This is a genomic window from Labrenzia sp. PO1, from assembly GCF_012273635.1.
Lineage (GTDB): Bacteria > Pseudomonadota > Alphaproteobacteria > Rhizobiales > Stappiaceae > Roseibium > Roseibium algicola.
The window spans coordinates 489406-510327 of sequence record NZ_JAAXCR010000003.1 but is presented as its reverse complement, the minus strand read 5'-3'; the positions used below and the strand labels follow the sequence as shown (position 1 = coordinate 510327).

Here is a 20922-nt window from a genome sequence, read left to right as displayed (position 1 = left end):
GTCAGTTGTTTGAAACTGGCAAGACAGAACCTGTCTGCCCAGGCAACCCGTCATTCCCTGCATCTTCTGCGGGTCGAGCGTGAAATGGTACACGCTTGCGCCAGATTTTAAAGGCTTCCCAATGGATGGCGCCGATGACCTTGAACGTCAGCAGCGGCACCTGAAGGCAGGCCTGCAGAATCGAGCCGTTGGACACGGGGTGTTGTGTGCCGGAAAATGTCGCCGACAAAAGCGGGCCTTCGCAATCCTTTTCCAGAATGCGAACGCGGACGGTTTTTCCCGGCGGCATCATGCGGAAGTAATAGTGTTGTTCCATGCTGACGAAGGGCGACACGTAGAACAGCTTCTTCTGATCCTGACGTATACCTGCATCACTGCACTGGCCGGCTTTGACAGGTGCTACGTAGGTGTGGATGCCGCCAAACGTGTTGCGTACCTCGTAAACGAGTGCAATCAGTTGGTTCGACCGGTCATAGGCATAATAAACGCTGAGAGGGTTGAAGCCGTACCCCAGCATCCGCGGATATGCGAGCAGCAGGACCCGAGCAGGTGCCTCTAGTCCTTCCTTGGCGAGCAATCGGTCGACATGGAGTCGCAAGTCAGACCCGTCCCTTGGGCCGTGGTCCTTCTGATGAAACGACAGCAAATTGAACCGGTTGACGGAGAAGAACAGGCTGGACTGCGCAGCTTCTTCAAGCCGATCCAGATCGAGCAGCACGGAAAAGACCTTATAGGAAAACCTGTGCTCACGGGGTTTCATGCGGTGATGCATGACCGAGCCCATGAACAAGGAGGCCGCCGGATCAGGGGGCGGTCCATTGTCATGCATACAATTGCTCGGCCTTGCCTTCATTCGGCAGCCTCCAGATAGGTATCGCCAGCCACGTCTTTTTCCCATGGCAGCCGGGCACCGAGCGAACGGGCAACATCAAGTCCGGACGAAAGTCCGTCTTCGTGGAAGCCGTGACCGCGCCACGCACCACAATACCAGGTGTTGTTCACGCCTTGAATTTCCCCAAGCCGGTTCTTGGCCTGCTGAGCCATGGCATCAAACTGGGGATGATCATAAACATACTTTGCGAAGGTCTTGTCTTCCTGAGGTGGTGTATAGGGGTTCAATGTAACGAAGACCGGTTTGGAGTGATCGAAGTTCTGCAACCGGTTCATCCAGTAGCTGACAGTTACGTCCCGTGTTTCGCCGGCTTCGCGATCGGAGATGTAATTCCAGGAAGCCCAGACGTTTTTGCGTTTCGGCATCAGGGCCTGGTCGCGGTGAAGGTAAACCTCGTTTGGACGATACCGGATGGATCCAAGAATATCGCGCTCCTGTGGTGAGGGATCACCCAACATGGCAAGGGTCTGGTCCGTGTGGCTGGCAAGGATCACATGATCGAAGACGTCCTGGTGGCCGGATGCGTCGCGCACGATGACCTGACCGTTTTGCCGGAGAACTTCTGTGACCGGCTTGCCAAGCCTGATCTTTCCCTGAAGTGGCGCCAGCAGCTTTTCCACATAGTTGCGGCTTCCACCGGAAATGGTACGCCACAGCGGCCGATCGAATGAAAGCAGGCGATGATTTTCAAAGAAAGCCACGAAGCTTTCCGCAGGATAGTCCCGCATTTCGTTGATCGGCGTCGACCAGATGGCAGCGCCCATCGCCAGCAGATAGTCGTTTATGAAACCGGAAGAGTAGTGTTCACGCTCCAGGTAGCCACCGAGCGTTTGCCCGCTGAGGCGTCCGGCCTTCAGATCTTCAACTGCTTTGCCATTGAAGCGGAAGATATCCCGCAACATGCGCAGGAACCGCGGTGAGACCAGATTACGCCGTTGTGCGAAGACCGCGTTCAGAGAATGGCCTGACCATTCAAGCTTGCCGTTGTCCGCCGACAAGGCAAAACTCATGTCGCTTATCTCGTTGGCGACCCCCAGATGGTCAAGCAGCGCAGTAAAATTCGGGTAGTTGAGCTCGTTGTAGACGATGAAACCGGTGTCCACCGAAATCCGGGCGCCATCATAGTCGATATCCGCCGTGGCGCTGTGACCACCTGGCCGTTCGCGCCGCTCGTAGAGAACAACGTCATGAAGATCATTAAGGGCCCAGGCTGCACTGTTTCCGGAAATTCCGGAGCCGATTACGGCAATCCGCATATCATATCCTTCGGGGCGTCGGTGTTACCGCGGGAAACCTGGTTGGACGCCAAGTTTTCCAGTTGATGTGCAGCGGTTACGCCTCGCCTTGAAGGGCGGATCACATAGGACGATGAATTTTATGGATTATTTTTGACGCAAAACCATTGGCGCGACTTCAGCCAGCGCCATCCGAGGTTTCGGGACCTCGGAAGAGCGGAAAAGCTCACACGCGCATCGCCGCTGCCCGGCAAAAAGGCCGGGCAAGCGAATGGCGTGTCGCAAGTCTGCAAGGCAATTGCGCCAAAACAAGCCTCAGGCCTGAATCGTGTCGACAATCCAGTTCCATGCGATTTCGACGCGTGTGCGTGCGGCATCGAAGAAGGCAACGACCTTCTGCCATACCAATTCGCCAAAATCTGCGACCTGCAGCATGGTGCCGCGTTTCTGCGAGGGTTGCTGGCCGGTTTCGATAAGTTCAATTGTGGTCGCATCAACACCTTCATTGACCACACGACGTGTGACCGTGAGGGTGCCTTCATTGACCAGTCTTGATTCATCCTTGCCGGCGACAACCGTATCCTGATCCATGGCGCGAACGACAACGGCCCGGCCATCTGGAAGCAGATGGGTTTCGTTGGTGTTCACTTCACTGTCATAGATAACTTCGCCGAAGGAATCGATCAGTTCTACCCAGATCGTTTTCCGGCCTTCAAGCTCGATTTCGCCCACCCATATCGTGAGCTCACTTTCCAGCGGATCGGCCTGATCCTGTGACGCTGACGCGACTGTGACCGCCAAACGATCCTCAGGCAACGTTATCGTTTCCTGAGGCAATGGGGCCGCAGCAGCGCTTCCCGCCAAGGCAAGGATGAGGCCAAGCGCAAGAGTTCCTGCTCTGGTATTCCGTTGCATGTACGCCTCCCAAGGCTAATACAACTTAATTTACCGCGCGTGGGGTCTGTAAACGGAGGTCCATTGTAGGACTTTTCAGGTCTTCCGCGCTTTTGCGCCCCGTTCGTGCGGTCACGATTTTGCCATTATCGCACCACAATCTCCCGAATGCGTGTAACAAAGATCACAAATCCGGGCTTTTTCAGTTATATTTCGGTAATAAATGTGGGTTGAACTACGAAGTTCAAGGCCAATCACCAGTTCGTGAACGCAAAGCCATCGTCATAACTAACAATGAACGTAGAGTAAGTTTGTTGACTGTGGTAATTTTGTCGATGTTTTTCGATGATTTTGATCGGTTTCCGCTATCGCCTGTGCACTTGCCTCGAACTCGAGGTCAGAAAGCCGGGTTGCTCAATGCGGCTAGAAGTAACTACCTGACAGAAGTTCAAATTAAAAAGCTCCACCGGCAGAGGTCCGGCGGAGCTTTATGGGATCGGCACAGTTGATGGGGTACGTGCAAATCTCCCTACAGATCAAATCCTTGCAGCAATCAGGCCGTTTTAGTTTGCCGTTGGATCTGCAGATCGGGGCAGGTCCTGAAGGCTGAGTTTCGATCATCCCATAAATTGATACTGACCGACCATTCACATTCAACCTTGGTAAAAATTACAATTAGTGTGTTTGAGGGCGCGCTGCTGAGCTCAAGATCCCATGTAAGAGTATGATTGATTTGAGAAATGCAAATGCAGGCGGATGACCGATTTAAATTCGGTACTGAAAATAATAGAAATAAAACTTTGCGAGTGCTTGTATTTGCAAGCAAAATGCCAATTATCCGTGCATTCAGGACGCGCTTGGTAAGCAATGCACCCCTTTTGGTCGGCTGGATTCGTCAGTTACTCATGCCGCTCGAAAGAGCGCGCAATACTCAAGAGGACGCCCTGCGAGATAGACTTGTAACCGGTTTCCAATCGAAGACCCGCTGAAAAGGGTAGCTCGGCACAGGGCGGTGTTGGTTTGTGAGCGCCTCAATGTCCTGGTTTACCGCACCATCTGTGAGGGCCATACGGGCGGGATTGGCGATTGGGGCCAACTCTGGCGACAGGTATCCGGATTTCACGATCAAGAACCTTGCAGTGTATGGTTCAATGGCAAAACGCCGAAAATCCTCCAGTTGATGGAAGGGGCGTCTGTGTTCCGTCAGGATCACCAAATTACCTGCGATCCTGGTCAACACTTCCCGATTATGATCCAGTTTTCTGCCTAGCTTAGACAGCAAGACAGCTTCTGTGCTAACGACCTTGCAATCGCTGCCCAGGGCACCGCCAATTGTGAGGCGGGAAGAAGAGCCGTCTGGCAATGCCCAGAGTTTATCGACCGAAACCGGATCAGCGATCCCTGCAAATACACCTCCAGTGAAGCCTCGTTCCAACCAGGCCGCCAGGACATCGGATCTGTCACCAACACCACCACCTGTCGGATTGTCGCCACTGTCGGCAAGGATGAGGGGAGACGAGCTTTCTGTTGCTGCATCGTCCAGGCACAGTTCGAGCGGCTTCGCGGGGACACCAAACTCGAAGTCTTGCCTTGCGGACCAGTACTGCGCAGCAATTTCGGAAGCCGCCTGTTGAATGGCATCCAGGTCTGTTCCCGTCACCACGGCGGCCGCGGTGGCTCTTGCCGTATCAGCCCAGACATACCCCACCATCAGATTGGCATCGGTCACCCCGGATCTCTGATCGAACTCCGGCAACCTTGCATAAAGCGATTTTGCCGGTTGGTCTTCCGTGCTGGTTCGTTCCCCGGGCAGGAGAACAGGCACGGGAGCCCAGGCCACGTACCTCTTGGGACCGCCACCCAATTGGTCGACAAGATTTGCCGCGGCACTTCGGTGGGTTTCGGTCACGTCGATATGAGGGGCAGTGCGATAAGCACAGAAGATGTCGATCTGATCGACAATGGTTTGCGTGACATTGCCGTGCAGATCGTAACTGACAGCGATTGGCACTTGTGGCCCGACAAGTTGGCGAACGGCAGAGATCCAGTCCCCTTCCGCATCGCTCAGACCGGTCACATGCATGGCGCCATGCATAATCAAGAGAACACCGTCGCATGGCGTCTCGGCTTCAAGTTCGGCAAGAAAGGCAGACTTGAAGCTCGCATAGCAATCCGCAGACACCGGTCCGCCTGGAATGGATCTGGCGTGAAACAATGGACAAAAGGTGACGTCAGGAAATCTGCCGCCGTCGACGCCTGCCTGTGCCAGCAAATACTTGCCACGGGTGACCGTGAAGTCTGATGCGGTTTGCTGGACCGGTGAATAGGTGCTGCATTCGGTATGAATGCCGCCAACTGCAATTTTCATCTTCCTGCCTCGTCACGCATTCAAAGCTGGGGGAAGAAGGGGGCCTGTGCTGCAAATCGCAGCCAGGCCTTGCTGGGGGGGGCGGTCCAGCCGGCTTCAGCGACCGCATAAAGCCGCGGAAAAACCATATGATTGAAGATGACGTTGTCGGTCATGTGCTCGCACCAGATGCAGGCCTGCACCCCCTTGAGGCGCTCTTCACTGCCGGTGCTGAGACCGGCAGCTGCTTCATAGCCATAACAGTCTTCCGGTGTCGAAACGCCGGCCCAACCCGCACCCGGCTCATGCCAGCCGGACGCCTGAACCATATCCATGTAATAGTGCTGTCCCGGGGTGCAGATGACGTCGTAGCCCTGATCGATCAGGTCCTTGGTGACTTCCTGTCTTTGCCAGGCCATCAGAAGCACGCCGTCCGGGTCAATGCCGCCACCGTGTGAGACTTCGTCCCAGCCGGCAAGTTTCCGGTTGAGTTTTCTCAGGATGTCGCGCACGCGGCCCATGAAATAGGCTTGCACTTCCATTGTATCCGCAAGACCCTTTTTTTCCATGAGGCGTTGGGTCTTCGGAGAGGCAAGCCATGAATTGACGTCGACTTCATCGCCGCCGATGTGGATGAAGTCGAACGGAAACAGGCTGGCAACTTCCGCAAAGACCTTTTCGAGAAATTCGTAAGTTTCATCCATCGCCGGGTTAAGCGCGTTGTTCGGATAGCCCTGAATGGAATGGTAGCTCTCCGGGGTCTCCGCCTGATCGGCGAAGCGCGGGTAGGTTTTCAAAACGGCGGTTGAATGCCCCGGAACATCGATTTCCGGCAGGATATCTATGTTCAGGCTGGTGGCATGGGCGACAATCTCGCGAACCTCGTCCTGCGAATAGGCCCCTTCGTAGACTTCAGCGGCAAAGCCAAGCTGGGGCACCTGCTGGCAACCAGGGCCACGCCGCGCGCCGCCCACGGTCAGTTCGGGATAGGCCTTGATTTCAAGTCGCCAGCCTTCATCGTCTGTCAGATGCCATTGGAAGACGTTCATCCGACCCCAGGCGAGAACGTCGAGCAGGCGCATGATGTCTTTGGGGCCACGGAAATGTCGTGACACATCCAGATGCGTTCCACGCCAGGAAAATCTTGGCGCGTCCTCAATCACGCCCTGTGCAGGATACTTGAATGTGCCGGGTGCCTCATAGGTGCCGTAGGCCATCTGGGCGAGTACAGTCAGGCCATAGTCACGGCCGACGGAGCCGTTGTAGCGCAAGGCTGCTTTCGCCTGGTCAAATTCGAGCCGGTAACCGTCAGCTGAAAGGCTATCGTCCTGCTGGAACTCAATCGCGATTTGATGATGCGATTGAGTAAAACGGAAAGGATGTGGCGCACCTGGAAAAAGCCTTGCTGCGAGCGCGTTGATCTTGGCCGCTGCCGCCTTTTCCTCCGCAGAGCCCTGGGCAACAAGGAAGCTTGTCTTGTCGTCCGCGAAGGTCGTTACTTCCACTTTCTGGGGCCAGGGAACGATATGCAGCGGTTCAGAAAGGTGTCCAGCCGGCATGCTGCGGCGTTTTCCGCTGTCCAGCTCTTCCGGCGCTTCAAGATCATTGCACAGCACCTCGATGACGCTGCCACCGGTGCTGACATAGGCGGACTTCGGACCATCAAGCCGGTGTCTTGCCACGTTCGCCAGGCCGGTGATGGCGAATGTCCAGGTTTCGCCTGGCTCGATTGTTTGGCCAGTGTTTGGCGTGATTTCGTGAAAATTCGCAATCCGGCTGAAACTCGCTGCGTTTTCAAGCTTGGCATTTGCCGTGGCCCGGTTGACCGCCGTGTAGGCCAGCGTGAAATCCTTCAGGGGCTTAGAGCTTGTATTGGTCAGTGCAAACTCCTGACGAGACGCAGCAAGATCCTCCGCAGGGCGGTAGAAACAATCGAGCACAAACTTGGTCATGACTTAAAATCCGTCGAAGTCGGGAGATTGAGTGAAGGTTCGGGCTAGGGCGGGTGACCCGGCAGTGAGCCCACTGTCGACAGGCAGGCAAACACCCGTGATGCAACGCGCCGCCGGACTGATCAGGAATGAGACGGCCGAGGCAATGTCGTTCGGTTCTGGCAGAGATTTGAACGGATACCAGGAAAGGGCCTCGGCAAAGACATCCGGATTGGCCGCCTGCCGTATCTTCCAGGCCTGGGTCTTAACAGTGCCAGGCGCGACGGCATTCGATCTGAGGCCATACTTCCCATATTCGACGGCAATGGACCTTGTTGCATGGATCAGGCCGGCCTTTGCAGCGCTGTAGGCTGGGTGACCGAAGACAGACAGTCCGTTGACAGAGGCAATATTGACCACGTTGCCAGCACCGCTTGAAATCAAGGGTTGTTCAAAGGCCTTGAAGCAGTTGAGCGCGGCCTCCAGATTGAGAGCGAGATCCCTGGACAGCGTTTCGGCAGTCATCTGATGCAGCGTAAGTGCCGCAGCAGCGCCTGCGTTGTTGATGATTGTATTGACCTGCCCCAGTCTGGCAGCCTCCTTGGCAAGCCGGGCTAGGTCGTCAACCCTGGTCAGGTCGCATTGGATCGCAGCAATATCGGCACCGTGGTTTTCAAGACTTTCCACCGCGCCTTCGAGGGCAATCATGTCGATGTCGACTGCGGCGATGATGTGGGTTGCTGACAGCTGTGCAGCAATGGCCATGCCGATGTCGCCGGCTGCGCCCGTTACCACGGCAACGGGTTTCGGAGTTTGATCAGTCACCGAGGGCTTCCTTGTCGTCCGGATCGCGCGTGTTGCTGAGCTGGTATTTGACGCGTCTGAGGTTTTCTCGAGCCTCGTCGCCCCGCCGCATGGCGACAAGCGTTGCCAAGAGATCTGTCACAAACAGAAAGGCATAGCGGCTGGTGCTTGGCCGTAGGATGTTTTCACCTTCGGGCAGATCGATGGCAATTGTGATATCGGCCAGATCGGCGACGGGCCGACCCGGGCGGGTGAGGGCGATTACGATTGCCCCGTAGGTCTTCGCTGCCTCCAGCGCACGTGCCATTTGCAGGTTCCGGCCAGAGACAGACGACGCAATGATGACATCGCCGGTCCTCATGGTGGCCGCCTGCATCAGCTGCATGGCATGATCCGTCACGCTCACCGTACGCAGACCCAGGCGGAAAAACCGGTTCTGCATTTCGTCCGAAATCATCGAGGATGTCCCGCCCGCACCGAACGCTGCCAGCAGATTGGCGGTAGAGATCGCATCTGCAGCTGCCAGCACCGACTCCATGTCCAACGCTTTGCGCGTACTGGTCGCTGCATCCTGAAACTGGGCCAGAAGACTGTCAGCAATATCGCGCGGCGCGTCAGAAGCCGCATTAGCGGTCAGGTACCTGGTTCCGGCGAAGGTGACCTGGGCAACCTGCACCTTGAAGGCGGTGTAACTCTCGCAGCCAAGCCGACGGCAAAAACGGGTAACGGTCGGCGGCGAAACACCTGCCCGTTCAGCAACATCCGTAATGCCGGCATTGACGATGAACTCGGCATCGTTGCGCAACAATGCAGCCAGGATCCGTTCCGACTTGGACAGCTCCGGCTCGATCTGTTGCAGAACGGACAGGATATCCCGCATGGGGTCAGGCCGGCTTCTTGTAAGCGACGCAATCAATCTCGACCTTGCAGTCCACCATCATGGTTGACTGGACACAGGCGCGTGCCGGTGGGTGTTCACCGAAATAGCTTTTATAGACTCCGTTAAACGACCAGAAATCGCGCGGATCATCGAGCCAGACACCGACGCGGACAACATGTTCAAGGCCGTACCCGGCCTCTTCCAGGATCGCGATAACATTCTTGATGGTCAGGTGAGTTTGTTCGACAATCCCCGTGCCGACAATCTCACCATCCTTCATTGGTACCTGGCCGGAGACATAAAGCCAGCCATCAGCTTCGACGGCTCGAGCGAAGGGCAGATTCTGGCCGCCGGCACCTGATTTTTCAGCACCATAGCGCTTGATAGACATATTTGGCTCCAAAATGAAAATGATTTACATAGTGGTTTGACATTGGTTTTATTTCACCCTTATATTTTTCAAAAATCAACCGTCAAAATGAAAATGGTTTCCGATATGCAGGCCCTTCCAGACAGCCAGACAAATCCATTTGAAGGAAAAGACGAAGATCGCTCCGAGATCTGGGACATGCTTGTCATGCGGGACATCAATGCCTTCGTCGCAGCGGACTGGGAGCAGGTGGCCGATGATTTTGACGAACCAGCCTTTTTTGGCGTAGACGGCGGAAAGGTACCTAATCCCGACGATTGGAAACTCGGGTTTCCGGATCTCGGCTCCTACAGGGAACGCTGGTTGAGCCAGGCAGAAATTTTCAGAGCGACGGAATTTGCCGAAGACGCGCGTGCCGCCATTTTCGACGCTACCCGCCTGACCGAGATCGACATCAACGTAAACCGGGCGATCGCGCACAAGAAATTCGACGGCCGCATTCGCAAAGCAGATGGCGGCGAGGACCGCTTGTTGTGGCAGACGCTCTATTTCTGTGTCCGAAGGGAGGGGCGCTGGAAGATCTGCGGCTTTGTCGGATATTTGCCCAATCCTCTCGGAGCCGCGTCCTGATCATGACGAAGCCCCGCGCTTTTACGGCAGCTCTGGCAACAGAAACCAACACGTTTTCACCGATCCGGATTGATATCAACGCATTCAGGGCGTCGCTGCTGGCAAGGCCGGGGGAGCATCCGGAAACCCCGACCCTGTGTTCTGCCGTCGTCACCGTGGGGCGCCGGTTTGCCTGTGAAAACGACTGGGAACTGGTTGAAGGTACGGCGGCGTGGGCAGATCCGGCCGGATTGGTTTCGCGGCAGACCTTTGAGGGCTTGCGTGACGAAATCCTGGATCAGATCGTGGCAGGTGGACCTTTCGACGTTATCGTCATTGGCCTGCATGGTGCGATGGTGGCTGATGGGTATGATGATCCGGAAGGGGATTTACTGAGCCGAATTCGATCCGCGGTCGGCCCGGATGTCCCTGTTATTGCAACGTTCGACCCGCACAGTCATCTGACTGCAAAGCGTGTTGCCGCGGCTGATGCGCTCATCGCCTTCAAGGAATTTCCCCACATCGATTTTGTCGATCGCGCCGAGGATGCATGGCGTATTGCCGGGCAAGCGGTTGCAGGCAAAGTCAAACCTGTGATGAGCGTTTACGATCCCAAGATGATTGACGTCTTCCCGACAACATCCGAGCCGATGCGCCGGTTTGTCGATGAGATGATCCGCCGGGAGCAGGAAACGCCAGGCCTTTTGTCTCTCTCGGTCATCCATGGCTTCATGGCGGGCGACGTCCCCGAAATGGGGACCAAGTTGCTGGCAGTGACAAACAACGATCCGGCACTTGGGTCCGAAGTTGCCCGTGACCTTGGAGAGGCCCTGTTCAAGCTGCGTGGCAAGGTGCGAAGTGCTGAACTTACTCCGGCCGAAGCCTACGCCAAGGCACTGTCCTGTAAACGTGGTCCGGTCACGATCGCGGACATGTGGGACAATCCCGGTGGGGGAACGGCCGGGGATGCGACCGTCCTGCTGGCAGAAGCCATTGCCGGTAACCTCGAGAATATTGCCTTCGGCTCAATCTGGGACCCGGTAGCCGTTCAGCTCTGTCACGCAGCGGGCGAGGGGGCTCGGATGATGCTGCGGTTCGGAGCGAAATCAGCACCGGAAACCGGTGAGCCGATCGACGCCGAAGTTGAGATTCTCCGCAACATCCGGAATGCAGAGCAGTTTTTTGGCCAAAGCATCGTTCCCATCGGTGACGCAAGTTTGATCCGGATTGGCGGAATCGAAGTGATCCTGAATTCGACCCGCGCCCAATGCTTCGACACGAGCCTGTTTTCCAACTTCGGTATCGATCCGACCAAAAGGAAGATCCTGGTGGTCAAGTCGACGAACCATTTTCATCAATCGTTTGCCCGCATCAGTCCGTTGATCCTCTATTGCGCCGCCGGACGTCCCTATCCCAACGACCCGAGGGTAACCCCCTATAAGAAAGCGCCGAGGGATATCTGGCCGATCAACGAGGCAGTTACTGCGAGCGGGCATGAAACCGATACCAGTGCCGGCACTGCCGGCAGCAAGGGAGGCTAAGCGATGAGTGTCGGGCTGTCAGTGCAGGATCTTCTGACCCCTGTCGCCGTGATCGATGAAACGGTCATGGAGACGAACATCAAGGTTGCACAGGAGTATTTCGACCGTATAGGCCGGAACTTCCGGCCTCATATCAAGACACACAAGATCCCGGCGCTGGCCGCATTGCAGCTGGCCTACGGCGCACGCGGTATCAACTGCCAGAAAATAAGCGAAGCGGAAGTGTTCGCCGACGCAGGCTTCACCGATATCCTGATCACCTTCAATATGCTCGGCAAATCACGGCTCGACAGGTTGAAGTTGTTGAATACCAAGGTGGATCTGCAGGTTGTTGCCGACAATGAAGTTGTCGTCGACGGTCTGGCGAGTGCGTTTTCCGGGGATCAGCCGCTGAAGGTTCTGGTCGAATGCGATACAGGGGCCGGACGCAACGGCGTGCAAAATCCGGATGCTGCGGTCGCGCTGGCCAAGCGCATCGATGCATCGCCCGGACTGGTATTCCATGGTCTGCTGACCTATCCGAAGGCATCCTCCGAAACGGCGGTTGAAGCTTTTTTTTCTGAAACACTGTCACTTCTGAAACAGGCAGGTCTTGAGTGCCCCGTCGTCTCGCATGGAGGTTCACCGAGCCTGTTCGACAGTGATCTTGTGCCTAGTGCGACGGAGCACCGGGCCGGAACCTATATCTTCAACGACCGCTCGATGGTGCGTGCCGGTATGTGCGATTTTGACGATTGCGCCATGCATGTGCTGGCCACAGTCGTCTCCCGGCCGACCGAAAACCGGGCGGTTCTGGATGCGGGATCGAAAGCGTTGACGTCCGATTTGTTGGGTTTTTCCGACCACGGCCTGTTGATCGATTATCCGGAGGCATCCATTGCGGCGCTCAGCGAGGAGCATGCCGTCGTCGACCTGACGAAGTCCGGCAAAAAACCGCAGATCGGCGAACGGGTCCGGATCATTCCCAACCATACGTGCGTGGTTTCAAACCTTTTCGACCGCCTGGTGTTTCACAGAGACGGCGTGGTGACCCGCATCGAGACGGTCGCCGCCCGTGGGCAAGTCGTCTAGTCCTCCAGACGGCTTGCCCGCCGTTTCCCGAAATTTCAAACGGCCGCCTTTCGGGCGGCCGTTTTCATTTGGGGCATCTGATGCCAAGTGTCAGATATGCATGTCCGTAGCATCCAGTTCTTCAAGCGAAAGCTGGCGTTCAAAAGCGTTTCCGTTACCGTCGAACAGGTGGCAATCCACACCCTTCAGTCCCATGGAAACTGGCACACCAACTTTTGCCGGGGCGGATCCGGGCAAGACGCTGCAAAAAGTGGACTTGGCACCGGCAACCGTGCTGTAGGTGACGGTGTGAATGCCGAGATGTTCAACGACGGTCGGAACAATCTCTATGGAGGCATCGGCAGCGCCCATTGTCAGATGTTCCGGGCGAATGCCAAGGGTAAGGCTCTTTCCTGCAACTTCTTCCGCGGCATCTACCTTGACTGTCAGGTCCTTGCCTGATGGCAAGGTGACGACAACGCCTTCAGGACCGGAACTCTTTCCGGACACCTCGATGAAGTTCATTTTGGGGTTGCCGATAAAGCCGGCAACGAAGGTGTTCTGCGGTTTGTGATAAAGCTCCAGCGGCGAACCGACCTGGGAGATGATACCGTGATCCAGCACCACGATCCGGTCCGCCATGGTCATGGCTTCAACCTGGTCATGGGTGACGTAGATCATGGTCGCGTCAAGTTCCGTGTGCAGCTTGGCAAGTTCAACACGCATTTCCGCTCGTAGTGCCGCATCCAGATTGGACAGGGGTTCGTCGAACAGGAAAACGGAAGGCTCGCGCACGATGGCCCTGCCGATGGCGACGCGCTGGCGTTGCCCGCCGGAGAGCTCGCCCGGTTTGTGCTGCAGTCTTTCCTTCAGTTGAAGAATGCCGGCAGCGGCTTGAACCTTCTCCTCCACCTTGTCCTTGGAAAGGCGTTCGACGCGCAAGGGGAAGGCGATGTTCTCGTAGACAGACATATGCGGATAGAGCGCATAAGACTGAAATACCATGGCGATGCCGCGTTTGACCGGTGGCAGATCGTTGACGACCTTGTTCTCGATCGTGATATCGCCGCCCGTGATTTCCTCCAACCCTGCAATCATGCGCAGCAAGGTCGATTTTCCGCATCCGGACGGACCGACAAAAACAATGAATTCGCCATGGTCCACATCAAGATTGACACCCTTGATGACTTCCATATGGCCATAGCTTTTGCGTACGTCGCGCAGCTGCAACTCGCCCATGGTCATTCCTTTTTTGAAGAGGTGACCGGGCCCCCGAAAGTGGGAGAGGGGGCCCGGACAGTGCTCAAGGTGTTACTTGAATTCCTCAAGCTGTTCCGCGGCGATTTCGACGGCTTCAGCCGGATCGACTTCACCAAGGACAACACCCTGAACGGCTTCGTTGATCGAATCCTGAAGACCGACGTAATCGGTGACGAACGGCTCCGGACCACCGGTCGGGATCGCATCGAGGAAAGCAGACCAGGTCGGGTCCTTCTCAACCAGCGCACGCACTTCCGGCAGATCGCGCAGCGGCGTGAACCCTTCAGCCAATTCGAAGGCCATCTGGTTTTCCGGGTTGGTCAGAAGCTTTGCGAGCGAAAGCGCCTGTTCTTCAACGCCGGACCCCTTGAAAACGGCCAGCGAGTCGGTGATCAGCAAAGTGCCCGGAGTGCCGGACGGACCGACCGGGATCGGTGCGACGCCCCAGTTCACGTCGGTCACGCGGGTGCGCTCCCAGGGACCGGAAATGAACATGCCGATTTTGCCTTCGGAGAACAGCGGACGCAGCTTCGCGCGGTCATATGCGATCGGGCCCGGCTGCGAGACTTCGGCCATCTTGCCGTAGAAGGCGAGGGCTTCAACGTTGTTCGGGGAATTGAAGACGATTTCGCCGTCTTCGTTGATGACCTGACCACCGTTCGTATAAACATAGTTCATGAACTGGTGCATGGTGTTGTCGAAGGACGCGGCCGCGAGGCCGAAACCGTCAGAGTCGGTCTTGTCCTTGATAGCCTTGGCGAAATCGTACATTTCGTCCCAGGTCTTCGGCGGCGTATCCGGATCCAGGCCCGCGGCCTCGTAGAGATCCTTGTTCCAGTAGAGTGCCTTGGTGGAGAAGGCGCGCGGCAGACCCCACTGCTGACCGTTGGCAGTGATCGTTGCCAGGATAGGGGCCGCGTAGGTGGCCTTTTCTTCTTCTGTCATGTTGACCGGAATGATCAGGTCATTGGCCGCGAGCTGCTTCAGCGTGCGCGAGCCCATGTAGGCAACGGCCGGCGGGTTCCCGGCGGACGCGAGCGTCGTGGATTTTTCCTGGCACTGGCCCCAGGGAACGAACTCGAGCTGGACCTTGTAGCCCGGATTTTCGCCTTCCCAACCCTTGATCAACTCATCCTGCAGCGGAATTCCGGCGCCGGTGTTGTCGCCGCAGTTGATCATGTGAATGACCTTGTCTTCTGCCTGGGAGGCTCCGACGAGAGAGAGCGCGAAGACCCCTCCCAATAGCACTGATTTAAGTGTCATCTGTTTTCCCTTTTCTGGTTGGTTTCTTCTTTTTGTTATTCTTTGACAGCGCCTGCCGTGAGACCGGCGACGATGAAACGTTGCAGGAACACATAGACGAACAGCACAGGGAGGATGCCCACGAGGCTGGCGGCCATGAGTTCGTTCCAGACCACGGTCTGGCGTCCGAAGAACTGGAACAGCCCCACAGGAAGCGGGTTCAGTTCGTTCACGGAGTTGAAGGTCAGCGCATAGATGAATTGCTGCGCATAAGCGGTGATGAAAGCGGTGATCGTGACCACCACGATGCCCGGCAACGCCACGGGAATGATCACGCGCCAGAGCGTGTAGATCTTGCCGGCGCCATCCACCCAGGCTGCTTCCTCAAGCTCCTTGGGGATCCGGATCAGATAGGAGCGCAGAAGCCAGATACCGGTCGGAATGACGAAGGCCGTTCCAGGCGCAATCATCGCGAAATAGGTGTTCAGCAGCCCGTATTGCTGCATCAGCTTGAACAGCGGAATGATCAGTACGGCACCGGAGAACATGTTCACCGCTATGAAGATGCCGAGCAGCGAGTTTCGCGCTGGAAACTCGAACCGGGCGAAGGCATAGGCAGCCGGGATGATGCAGAACAGGCCGAGGACCGTCACCACCGTGGCGATGAAGAACGAGTTGAGCATGTAGACCCACAACAGCGGCACGTTCTGCCACATGGTGATGTAGGCATCGAAGCTCATCTTGTCGGTGATGAACTTGTAGGGGATCGAGAACAGGCTGCTGAGCGGCCTCAGCGACACCACGAAGGCTTCGACGAAGGGAGCCAGGACGAAGGTCAGAAACACCGCGAGACCGAGATAGATCAGCACATATTCGTACCAGCGATACTTATGCAGCATTGTGCGGGCTCCTTTTGGCAAGGCGCGACAGCAGCATGAAATAGACCAGCATGAACGAGCCCAGGAACACCACGATCATCACCGTTCTGGCGGCGCCTTCGCCGTATTTGAAGCGGCTGATCGCGGTCTTGTAGGTGTCGATGATCATCGTGGTGGTTGCGCCGCGCGGACCGCCTTCTGTCAGGATCCAGATGATGTCGAAGGAGTTGAAGGTGGCGATGGCCGACAGAAGCGCCATCGTCGCGATCGAGGGAAGGATCAGTGGCAAGGTAATGCGGCGGAACCTGTAGAGCCGAGAGGCCCCGTCCACCCAGGCCGCTTCATAAAGGTCCTTCGAAATGGACTGCATGGCGGCCAGCAGATAAAGCGTCACCATTGGAACACCGATCCACACGTCCGTCACGATGGTCGACATGAAGGCGGAGTTCTTGTAGGCGAGGAATTCGAACGGCCCGCTCAGAATGCCGAGCCGTTGGGCCATTCCGGAAATCATTCCGAACTGACCGTTGTACATCCATCCCCAGATGAAGACGCCAATGGCAATCGGGATCACCCACGGCGGCATGACCAGCACGCGAAACAGGGTGCGACCCGGCACCATCGCGTTGAGAAGCACGGCTCCCAGGGTTCCGATCAGCATTTTCAGCGCTACAGAGAGAGCCATCCAGTAGAAGGTGCGCGCAATCACTTCCGGAAAGCGGCGCGACATGAGCTTCTCGTAGTTTTCCAGCCCTACGTATTCGTAGTTCGGGCTCATGCTCGTGTTGGTGAAGGAAAGCCGGAATGTTTCAAAAAGCGGATAGGCGACGATAGCCAGCATGACGAGGGACGCCGGCACCAGAAGCAGATAAGGAAAATAGTCGGTCTTCTTTGGCGAGTGCGCCATGATGCCCCCTATGCCACGCCGTAGCTGTCGAATTGCTGCCAGGTTTCGGCAAGGTCGATGACGCTGCGCGTCCGGCGCGCTTCGTCCAGCTTGATCGCCGTCAGACCGGCCTCAAGCGCATCCAGAACACTGACCGGCAGATGTCCGCCGTTACGGAAGTAATGGTCGAGGTCACGCGCCATGGCTTCATCGGCGCCATAGTGGCCGTGCCGGCTGGCATCGACGACCTGCGGCTTGTCGATCAGGCAGGCGGATGTCAGGGCGTCATGCACCCGGTAGTAATTCCGAATGAAGTCTCCTTCCGCCATGCCCTTGGTCCCCATGACGGCAAAGCGCCGGAATTCGTCTGGCACATACATGTTGGTGTGAAAGCAGAGGTTCGCGCCGTCCTCGTATTCGATCAGTGCTGTCTGGTAGTCGATGATGTCGCCATCACTGTCGAAGTCGGCGTTACCCCCACCCCAGCGTGGTGTGAACGGATCGACCCTGCCTTCGATTTTCGGTGTCGGAAAGGTATGGTCCTGATCCGGCCGGTTCTCCGGAACAAAGCTCTTCCGTCCGCCGAAGCTGGAAACGAAACGTGGCCGACAACCTGTGACACCCTGGTAGAGATCCAGATCGTGGCAGCACTTTTCCAGCATGAAGCCGCCGGAATTCCGGTCATAGCGGCGCCAGTCGCGCATGAAGAATGAACCGTGGTAGGGACCGATATGCTCGGACGCCTCGATCGAGACCACTTTGCCGATCTGGCCGGACTTGAGGCTTTTCTGAAGTTCGGTGTAGAGCGGCGAATACCGCAGCACCAGTCCGACAAGGACACGTTTCGATCCACCATGTTCCTTCATCAGGGACAGGAGTTCGAAGGTTTCCTCTTCGCTGACGACAACCGGCTTTTCACAGAAGATGTAGCGTACATCGGATTTGAGCGAGGTTCGCAGATGATCGAGGTGCATGAAATTAGGGGACCCGATCATCAGGAGGTCTAGCTTTTCCTTTCGGATCATCCTGTCGAGATCGGTGTAGGCGGTCAGGCTGTGGCCGCATTTGGCCTCGACATGCTTGAGGCCTGCGGGTGTCGGGTCGACGTAAGCGCAGGGATCAAGATCTCCTGAAACCTCCTGCAGGCAGTTGCTGACATTGGCAATTCTCGCGCCCAGTCCGACATAGCCGGTCTTCATGCTGCGGCCTCCGTAAATTGGTCCATGGCACGGCGAAGTGCCTGGACGACGTTTCCATCGGTGTCCTTGATGCCTGCCTCGGAAACGAAGCCGAGGCGCGTTTCCAGGTCCTGCCGCTCCAGCAAGGGCTTCACGGAAGAACAAGACGCATGCAGTTCCTGCACGCCGGATCGTTTGAGAATTTGGGAAGCATTGGCGGCGGTGACACCCGATCCTGCCATAATGGAAATCCGCCCTGCAGCGACATTGACCGCCTGCTGAAGCAGTGAAAGGCCGTGTTCTGCTTTGCTGGCCTGTCCAGAGGTCAGCACGCGTTCGAAACCGAGCGTGATCGCGTCTTCAATCGCTTTTTCGTAGTCGCGTGCGGTGTCGATGGCCCGGTGCAAAGTTGCCGGCAGTCTGGTGCCGTTAATGGATGCAGCCAGAAAGTCTCGGTCGAGATTGTGCTGGCTGTCGACTGCCCCGATCACGATTCCCGCAAGACCTGCATTTTCAGCCGCGTGGATGTCGCGCAGCATCAAGGCCTTTTCCAGGTCCGAGTACTCGAAATTACCGGATCGGGGGCGGATCATCGCGTAGACGGGAACCGGTAGTCTGGCCGCGGCCACCATGAACCCCTGGGAAGGGGTCAGACCACCTTCGGACAGAGCTGCGCATAATTCAATTCGGTCAGCGCCGTTTTCGGCTGCCGTCCAGGCGCCTTCGAGGGTGTCTACACATACCTCGAGGGGGATCCTGGTCACCGGGCCGCCTCCTTGATGAGCGTACGGGCCACGATGCCGGCACCATGCAGGCCGCCATTGGCGGCAAATTCGCCTTTGATGACGAGTGGCTCGCTATAGTCGGCAAGAACAAGGTCACGTGTCTTTCGATCGATCACGTCGAGAAGAACAAGATCGTTCGAAAGGCCACCACTCACCGGTATGACATCCGGACCAAGTGTGTTGACGAAAGCGGAAAGCGCACGCGAAAGCAGAGTGGTGAAGGCGTCGAGCGTTTGTGTGGCTGCTGCATCACCGGCATGCCAGGCGGCAGTAATATCCTTGCTTGCCAGATCCAGCCCATGCAGTGACCGGTGGATCTTCTCCATGCCACGGGCCGAGCAGACCGCGTCGATGCATCCTGTCTGGCCGCAGCCGCAGGGATAGTGCTCAATACCTTTCAACTGGCCGCCAGCTGTCGGGTCCATGATGGGGCCGTGACCCCATTCCCCCGCGATGCCGCCATAACCGGTAACAAGCGTGCCATTGACGACAAGCCCGCCACCGACACCAGACCCGAGAATAATACCGAAAACGACCGGCTTGCCCCGTCCGGTGCCATCGACGGCTTCGGCAAGCGCAAAAGCATTGGCGTCATTTGTAATGGCGACAGGACGTTTGAGGGCGGTTTCCAGATCCGATTGCACGGGTCGTTTATGCAGGCAGGGGATGTTGGCCACATCCGCGATGCCGCTGCGGGTATCAAAGGCGCCTGCAAGCGAAATCGAGATAGGAGATCCATCCGGCCTGGAGCAGTCGGCAATCGCGTCTACAAACGCCTGCCAGTCAGATCCGGGTGTCGCTACCCGGCCTTTTTCCGCAACGGTTCCATCCGCTTGGAGCTCTCCATGTCGGATGAAGGAGCCGCCAATATCAAAACAGGTGGTCATCGCCTGTTCAAACGCCTCTGGGTTATATTTGTTAACGTCCAGTTATAATACCAATATGCAACCAATCGCATTGTTAGTAAACCAAAAAAAGAAATTGGCATCATTTTTTCAAGGAATTGGGCGGCTGACACCTGTCAAAAACAACGGCTACATCGCGCAAGCTCAATAGTGCCGTTAGAAGGCCCAGCCTGCTGTTTGCGGACGAGATTATGTTCGAAAATGTGCCAGGTGTCTGTTGGAAGCGCGGGCACGCGTCAAAGGAAAGGACGCAAGTTTCCGCTGTGTTCGTTGAGCGACATTTCGGCGCTTTCAGCGTCGAGGCCTTCTCGAATCATGAGAACCGCAACCTTCACTCTGCCTTGGGCCTGCTGGAGCTTTTCCGCTGCAGTTTCTGCCGTACAGCCCGTCAGATCCTGAAGGATGCGATAAGCGCGCTGGCGCAGTTTTTCATTGTCCGCAACCAGGTTGACCATGTGGCCACGAACTGCGTGTCCAAGCCTCAGTGCCACCAATGTAGAGATCATGTTGAGTGCGGCTTTTTGGGCGCTTGCCGCCCCGAGACGTGTAGAGCCTGCGATGATTTCGGGAGGTGTTTTCAGGAAGATCGGAAAATCCGCCTGACGGAGGAGGGGAGTGTCAGGATTGTTTGCCAATGCAACGGTTTTTGTGCCTGCCGACTGTGCACCTCTGAACGTGCCAAGAGTATAAGGAGTTGATCCACTTGCAGAAACTGCAATCAGGATATCTCCTTCTCCAAGGCCTGATTTTTGAAAGTCAGCGAAGCCGGCTTCCTCGTCGTCCTCATATGTGCCGGCAAGGTGAAGCAGGTTTGCAGCCCCCCCGGCATAGAGCATGCGCATGCGCTCAACGGGAAAGCCGAACGTTCCCGGCAATTCCAGGCAATCCGCCAGGGCTGTCAGTCCGGCACTGCCGGCGCCGGCATAACCGATTTTTCCACCTGAAACAGTGACTGTCTGAAGTGCTTCGGCGGCTTTTGCGATCTCCGGAATGGCCGTTTCGGTGGCATTCAGCGCATCTTTCTGCCGTTGCAGCAGCAGCGACAGGACGTCTTCATCAGACTTTTTGGACAGGCCAATGGAAATCGGATCGCGGTCTTCGGTCGTCGGCAAATTCATGGTTCAGGAACTCGGAGGCGCACCAAGTTTCGTATCGCGGAATTAAGTTTCTCAAGGCAATCACGCTCCGGGAACGTTTCCGTTGGGTGCTCCATCGGTGGTGATGCAGGTTCGGAA

Annotated in this window: 19 protein-coding genes; 3 read left to right on the top strand and 16 right to left on the bottom strand. The window is 56.6% G+C overall.

Translation table 11 applies throughout. The features are described from left to right. Position 1: 1 nt before the first annotated feature. From HCG46_RS17320 to HCG46_RS17285, 8 genes are all read right to left on the bottom strand, one after another. Complete coding sequence (locus tag HCG46_RS17320) at positions 2 to 853, bottom strand: DUF1365 domain-containing protein (protein ID WP_168686913.1); 852 nt, start codon at positions 851 to 853, stop codon at positions 2 to 4. After that, a complete protein-coding gene (locus tag HCG46_RS17315) occupies positions 850 to 2148 on the bottom strand; it encodes an FAD-dependent oxidoreductase (protein WP_168686912.1) in 1299 nt (432 codons plus the stop codon). The genes HCG46_RS17320 and HCG46_RS17315 overlap by 4 nt, the downstream gene beginning before the upstream one ends. Before the next feature lie 294 nt (positions 2149 to 2442). Then, positions 2443 to 3042, bottom strand: coding sequence for a hypothetical protein (locus HCG46_RS17310; protein ID WP_022998797.1), 600 nt, complete (start codon positions 3040 to 3042; stop codon positions 2443 to 2445). Between the two features lie 910 nt (positions 3043 to 3952). Then, on the bottom strand, positions 3953 to 5389 hold the full coding sequence (locus HCG46_RS17305) for a M81 family metallopeptidase (RefSeq protein ID WP_168686911.1): 1437 nt from the start codon (positions 5387 to 5389) through the stop codon (positions 3953 to 3955). A 20-nt stretch (positions 5390 to 5409) separates the two neighbouring features. Beyond that, entirely contained in the window at positions 5410 to 7320 is a 1911-nt protein-coding gene (locus HCG46_RS17300) for a family 20 glycosylhydrolase (RefSeq protein ID WP_168686910.1), read from the bottom strand. A 3-nt stretch (positions 7321 to 7323) separates the two neighbouring features. Further along, entirely contained in the window at positions 7324 to 8124 is an 801-nt protein-coding gene (locus HCG46_RS17295; RefSeq protein ID WP_168686909.1) for an SDR family oxidoreductase, read from the bottom strand. Beyond that, on the bottom strand, positions 8117 to 8983 hold the full coding sequence (locus tag HCG46_RS17290; protein WP_168686908.1) for a MurR/RpiR family transcriptional regulator: 867 nt from the start codon (positions 8981 to 8983) through the stop codon (positions 8117 to 8119). The genes HCG46_RS17295 and HCG46_RS17290 overlap by 8 nt, the downstream gene beginning before the upstream one ends. Positions 8984 to 8987: 4 nt before the next feature. Beyond that, a complete protein-coding gene (locus HCG46_RS17285; protein ID WP_022998792.1) occupies positions 8988 to 9374 on the bottom strand; it encodes a RidA family protein in 387 nt (128 codons plus the stop codon). 87 nt (positions 9375 to 9461) lie between these two features. Between HCG46_RS17285 and HCG46_RS17280 the strand changes: the two genes are divergently transcribed. From HCG46_RS17280 to HCG46_RS17270, 3 genes are read left to right on the top strand one after another with little or no spacing between them, the layout of a single operon-like run. Beyond that, the gene (locus HCG46_RS17280) at positions 9462 to 9983 is read left to right on the top strand and encodes a hypothetical protein (RefSeq protein WP_168686907.1); all 522 of its coding nucleotides are present in this window, start codon (positions 9462 to 9464) and stop codon (positions 9981 to 9983) included. 2 nt (positions 9984 to 9985) lie between these two features. Next, positions 9986 to 11503: a M81 family metallopeptidase gene (locus HCG46_RS17275; protein ID WP_168686906.1), complete on the top strand. Its 1518-nt coding sequence runs from the start codon at positions 9986 to 9988 to the stop codon at positions 11501 to 11503. A gap of 3 nt (positions 11504 to 11506) precedes the next feature. Beyond that, a complete protein-coding gene (locus HCG46_RS17270) occupies positions 11507 to 12574 on the top strand; it encodes a D-TA family PLP-dependent enzyme (protein ID WP_168686905.1) in 1068 nt (355 codons plus the stop codon). Between the two features lie 90 nt (positions 12575 to 12664). Here the strand turns inward: HCG46_RS17270 and ugpC are convergent, their stop codons facing one another. From ugpC to HCG46_RS17230, 8 genes are all read right to left on the bottom strand, one after another. Beyond that, entirely contained in the window at positions 12665 to 13792 is a 1128-nt protein-coding gene (gene ugpC / locus HCG46_RS17265; protein WP_168686904.1) for a sn-glycerol-3-phosphate ABC transporter ATP-binding protein UgpC, read from the bottom strand. A 72-nt stretch (positions 13793 to 13864) separates the two neighbouring features. After that, a complete protein-coding gene (locus HCG46_RS17260) occupies positions 13865 to 15076 on the bottom strand; it encodes a sugar ABC transporter substrate-binding protein (RefSeq protein ID WP_031268566.1) in 1212 nt (403 codons plus the stop codon). Between the two features lie 35 nt (positions 15077 to 15111). Next, complete coding sequence (locus HCG46_RS17255; RefSeq protein WP_022998786.1) at positions 15112 to 15954, bottom strand: carbohydrate ABC transporter permease; 843 nt, start codon at positions 15952 to 15954, stop codon at positions 15112 to 15114. Next, entirely contained in the window at positions 15944 to 16840 is an 897-nt protein-coding gene (locus tag HCG46_RS17250; protein ID WP_168686903.1) for a sugar ABC transporter permease, read from the bottom strand. The genes HCG46_RS17255 and HCG46_RS17250 overlap by 11 nt, the downstream gene beginning before the upstream one ends. A gap of 8 nt (positions 16841 to 16848) precedes the next feature. Then, on the bottom strand, positions 16849 to 18018 hold the full coding sequence (locus HCG46_RS17245; protein ID WP_168686902.1) for a Gfo/Idh/MocA family oxidoreductase: 1170 nt from the start codon (positions 18016 to 18018) through the stop codon (positions 16849 to 16851). Further along, a complete protein-coding gene (locus tag HCG46_RS17240; RefSeq protein WP_168686901.1) occupies positions 18015 to 18761 on the bottom strand; it encodes a copper homeostasis protein CutC in 747 nt (248 codons plus the stop codon). Before HCG46_RS17240 ends, HCG46_RS17245 begins: the two co-directional genes overlap by 4 nt. Continuing rightward, positions 18758 to 19669: an ROK family protein gene (locus HCG46_RS17235; RefSeq protein ID WP_168686900.1), complete on the bottom strand. Its 912-nt coding sequence runs from the start codon at positions 19667 to 19669 to the stop codon at positions 18758 to 18760. Before HCG46_RS17235 ends, HCG46_RS17240 begins: the two co-directional genes overlap by 4 nt. A gap of 254 nt (positions 19670 to 19923) precedes the next feature. Then, on the bottom strand, positions 19924 to 20805 hold the full coding sequence (locus tag HCG46_RS17230) for an N-acetylmuramic acid 6-phosphate etherase (protein ID WP_168686899.1): 882 nt from the start codon (positions 20803 to 20805) through the stop codon (positions 19924 to 19926). Positions 20806 to 20922 lie beyond the last annotated feature (117 nt).

Coding starts and splice junctions, on each gene's coding strand:
- HCG46_RS17320 (WP_168686913.1), bottom strand. CDS start 853: ATGAAGGCAAGGCCGAGCAATTGTATGCATGACAATGGACCGCCCCCT.
- HCG46_RS17315 (WP_168686912.1), bottom strand. CDS start 2,148: ATGCGGATTGCCGTAATCGGCTCCGGAATTTCCGGAAACAGTGCAGCC.
- HCG46_RS17310 (WP_022998797.1), bottom strand. CDS start 3,042: ATGCAACGGAATACCAGAGCAGGAACTCTTGCGCTTGGCCTCATCCTT.
- HCG46_RS17305 (WP_168686911.1), bottom strand. CDS start 5,389: ATGAAAATTGCAGTTGGCGGCATTCATACCGAATGCAGCACCTATTCA.
- HCG46_RS17300 (WP_168686910.1), bottom strand. CDS start 7,320: ATGACCAAGTTTGTGCTCGATTGTTTCTACCGCCCTGCGGAGGATCTT.
- HCG46_RS17290 (WP_168686908.1), bottom strand. CDS start 8,983: ATGCGGGATATCCTGTCCGTTCTGCAACAGATCGAGCCGGAGCTGTCC.
- HCG46_RS17285 (WP_022998792.1), bottom strand. CDS start 9,374: ATGTCTATCAAGCGCTATGGTGCTGAAAAATCAGGTGCCGGCGGCCAG.
- HCG46_RS17280 (WP_168686907.1), top strand. CDS start 9,462: ATGAAAATGGTTTCCGATATGCAGGCCCTTCCAGACAGCCAGACAAAT.
- HCG46_RS17275 (WP_168686906.1), top strand. CDS start 9,986: ATGACGAAGCCCCGCGCTTTTACGGCAGCTCTGGCAACAGAAACCAAC.
- HCG46_RS17270 (WP_168686905.1), top strand. CDS start 11,507: ATGAGTGTCGGGCTGTCAGTGCAGGATCTTCTGACCCCTGTCGCCGTG.
- ugpC (WP_168686904.1), bottom strand. CDS start 13,792: ATGGGCGAGTTGCAGCTGCGCGACGTACGCAAAAGCTATGGCCATATG.
- HCG46_RS17260 (WP_031268566.1), bottom strand. CDS start 15,076: ATGACACTTAAATCAGTGCTATTGGGAGGGGTCTTCGCGCTCTCTCTC.
- HCG46_RS17255 (WP_022998786.1), bottom strand. CDS start 15,954: ATGCTGCATAAGTATCGCTGGTACGAATATGTGCTGATCTATCTCGGT.
- HCG46_RS17250 (WP_168686903.1), bottom strand. CDS start 16,840: ATGGCGCACTCGCCAAAGAAGACCGACTATTTTCCTTATCTGCTTCTG.
- HCG46_RS17245 (WP_168686902.1), bottom strand. CDS start 18,018: ATGAAGACCGGCTATGTCGGACTGGGCGCGAGAATTGCCAATGTCAGC.
- HCG46_RS17235 (WP_168686900.1), bottom strand. CDS start 19,669: ATGACCACCTGTTTTGATATTGGCGGCTCCTTCATCCGACATGGAGAG.
- HCG46_RS17230 (WP_168686899.1), bottom strand. CDS start 20,805: ATGAATTTGCCGACGACCGAAGACCGCGATCCGATTTCCATTGGCCTG.